Consider the following 2,964-nt stretch of genomic DNA (forward strand, 5'->3'; position numbering starts at 1 on the left):
AAGCTTGCCCGGGCGATGGCAGATTTCAAACTTCCGCCCGAAGTTGCCTTGATGCCGAACGATCCCTTTTATCGCGCCGACGACCATCAGCTCATTCCATCCCTCTACGTCGGCAACGCCCAGGCGAAAGGCGAGACGGACGAAGACCTCTTCAAGGTCACCGAGGTCATCAAGGGCACCGATGCAGCACCCCCCGGCTCGGAAACGGGGTGCAAGCTGACCTGGCCCGCCTGACGCTCCGGCAAATTGACCTCAATTTCTTCGATTCCGCGCGCCCGGGCAGCATTGCGGCGCGCGGATGGGGGCAAGCGACAGTTGGATTTCGCTTCGCCGGCGTACTCGTGGGCGCTGCAGTCCACTGAGTACGCTGGCAAACTTGGAGAGAGCGGCCGTTTTGCCGTCATCGGGAAGGTTGAAACCGTGGCGCCAGGGCACCGGAAGAAACGAATGTGCAGGTGGGGCGAGATGTCAGAATGACCCAACTGATCCTATTCAATGTCTTCAATGGCTTGATCGTCGGCGCCTTTTACGCGCTGATGGCCCTCGGCCTTTCGCTCATTCTCAATCTGAGCGGCGTCATAAATTTCGCCCACGGGGGATTTTTGGCCCTGGGCGGCTATATCGCCTACACGTTGATTCCTTTCGTCGGCTTCTGGGGCGCCTTGCTCCTAGCACCGGTACTCACAGCAACGCTCGGGCTCTTCGTCGAGCGTCTGCTGATCCGCCGACTTTACGGCCGCGACCCGCTCTATAGCCTGCTGCTCACCTTTGGCCTTGCCTTGATCTTCGAGGACGTGACGCGCGCCATCTGGGGTGCGCAGAGCGTGCCCTATCAAATTCCGGGCTGGCTCGCGACACCGCTCAGCACCGACTTCTTCTTTCTGACGGGCTACCGCCTGTTCATGGTCGTGCTCGTCGTGGCCGCAGTCGGCGGCCTCTTCTATATCCTCAGCCGGACGCGCCTTGGCATGCGCATCCGTGCGGGAACGCTCGATCTCGATACGGTGTCGGTGCTTGGCGTCAACGTGCGGGTCCTGCGCACGCTGAATTTCGGCTTGGGCATTTATTTGGCCGGGCTCGCGGGCGTGCTCGCAGCCGGTCAGCAGGGCTTGTCGCCGACGCTCGGCCTCACGCTCATCATGCCGAGCTTCGTGGCGATCATCGTGGGCGGCCTCGGCAGCTTGCCGGGCACCCTCCTCGGCGGCGTGTTGATTGGCGTCGCCTCGAACCTGACAACCGTCTACTTTCCGTCCGCGACCGAGGCGGTGATGTACGTGATGATGGGCCTTGTGCTCCTCATTCGACCGCGAGGTCTCCTCGGGGAAGAGGGGAGGATGCATTGAGCGACCTCTTGCGCAAGCAGGCTTCAACGGCCCTCGTCTGGATCCTTCTCCTGACGATGCCTTATTGGATGCCGATCCTTGGCGGCTATACCGCACTCAGCAGCCGCATGATCGTGCTCGCCCTTGCCGCGATGGGACTCAACTTCCTTCTCGGGTTCACGGGGGTGTTGTCGTTCGGTCATGCCGCGTATTTCGGTCTCGGCGCCTACGGTGTCGGCCTGACCATCAAGTATCTCGTGCCGAGCACCGCACTCGGCATCGTCGCGGGCGTGCTGATCGGCACCGTCGCGGCAATGGCGATCGGCGCCTTGATCGTCAAGCTGCGGGGCGTCTATTTCGCGATGGTGACGATCGCCTTCGGCCAGGTGTTCTACTTCATCGCATTCCGGTGGAACTCCGTGACGGGCGGGGATGACGGACTCTCGGGATGGAAGCGCCAGCCGCTCGATTTCGGCGTCGCAACCCTCGACATCCTCGGCAGCGACAAGGCCTTCTACTATTTCGCACTCGCGCTTTTCGCCGTCGCGATTGCGATCATGGGCTTGCTCTTGCGCTCACCCTTCGGGCGCACCCTCTTGGCGATCCGGGAGAACGAGCGGCGTGCCCGCTTTCTCGGGATTCCGGTCGAGCGGCATATCTGGTTGTCTTTCGTGATTTCCTGCATGTTCGTGAGCCTGTCCGGGGCGCTTTACGCGCTCTTGAACAATTTTGCCGACCCACGGGCGCTGCGCTGGGACCAGTCGGGGGACTTCGTGATCATGGCGGTGTTGGGCGGAATGCGCTCGTTCTGGGGCCCGCTTATCGGGGCGGCGATCTTTGTCGTCTTGCAGGACCAGGTGTCGAGCATGACCGAGAACTGGCAGTCGTTCATCGGTCTTTTCTTTGTGCTTGTCGTGCTCTTTTTTCCACGTGGCGTGCTTGGCATCGTCAGGCGAAAGGCAGCCGCATGAGTCTTTTGAAAGTCCAGAACGTTTCCCGACATTTCGGCAGCTTGATCGCCGTGAACGGGGTCACGCTTACCGTCGAGCCGGGAGAACTGCGCGCCGTGATCGGCCCGAACGGGGCCGGCAAGACCACGTTTTTCAATCTCATCAGTGGATTCTTTCCGCCGACCTCCGGACGCATTCTGTTCGAAGAACAAGACGTGACGGAAATGCCGGTGCACCGTCGGGTAGCGATGGGGATGGCGCGCACATTTCAAATCACGGAGATCTTTCCCGAACTGACCGTGCGCGAGAATCTGCGCATTGGCGTCGAGGCGGCGGCCGGCTTGCGACTGCGTCCTTGGCTTTCGTCGCGCGAGGACGCGTCACTCTCGGCGCGCATTGACGAATTCATGCAAATGGGTGGGCTCGGCACCAAGGCCGACCGGCTCGTGGGCGAACTCAGCCACGGCGATCAGCGTGCGACGGAGATCATGATGTCGCTCTCGCTCAATCCGCGTCTCTTGCTCCTCGATGAGCCGACGGCCGGCATGGGTGACCAGGAAACCTATGACATCACGCAGCTTATCCGGCGCCTGCATCAGGACCAAAAACTCACGATCGTGCTGATCGAGCACGACATGCGCGTCGTTTTTCATCTCGCGGACCGAATCATGGTGCTTGCCGAGGGTGCCGTT

4 protein-coding genes are annotated in these 2,964 nt (G+C 61.3%); all 4 read left to right on the forward strand.

Annotation, left to right across the window (positions count from 1 at the left end; all coding sequences use genetic code 11):
* Positions 1 to 234 (forward strand): ABC transporter substrate-binding protein (locus VEJ16_08565; GenBank protein ID HYB09709.1); only part of this gene is annotated, 234 nt, incomplete at its 5' end.
* A 239-nt stretch (positions 235 to 473) separates the two neighbouring features.
* The gene (locus VEJ16_08570; GenBank protein ID HYB09710.1) at positions 474 to 1,343 is read left to right on the forward strand and encodes a branched-chain amino acid ABC transporter permease; all 870 of its coding nucleotides are present in this window, start codon (positions 474 to 476) and stop codon (positions 1,341 to 1,343) included.
* A 56-nt stretch (positions 1,344 to 1,399) separates the two neighbouring features.
* Positions 1,400 to 2,293 (forward strand): branched-chain amino acid ABC transporter permease, encoded by an 894-nt coding sequence (locus tag VEJ16_08575; GenBank protein HYB09711.1) that lies wholly within the window; start codon positions 1,400 to 1,402, stop codon positions 2,291 to 2,293.
* Positions 2,290 to 2,964 (forward strand): ABC transporter ATP-binding protein (locus tag VEJ16_08580; protein HYB09712.1); only part of this gene is annotated, 675 nt, incomplete at its 3' end. The genes VEJ16_08575 and VEJ16_08580, both read left to right, overlap by 4 nt.

It is taken from the genome of Alphaproteobacteria bacterium (genome assembly GCA_035625915.1).
Taxonomy (GTDB): Bacteria; Pseudomonadota; Alphaproteobacteria; order JACZXZ01; family JACZXZ01; genus DATDHA01.

Excerpts from the sequence above, each read along its gene's own strand:
- VEJ16_08570 (HYB09710.1), top strand. The coding sequence starts at position 474 with ATGACCCAACTGATCCTATTCAATGTCTTCAATGGCTTGATCGTCGGC.
- VEJ16_08575 (HYB09711.1), top strand. The coding sequence starts at position 1,400 with ATGCCTTATTGGATGCCGATCCTTGGCGGCTATACCGCACTCAGCAGC.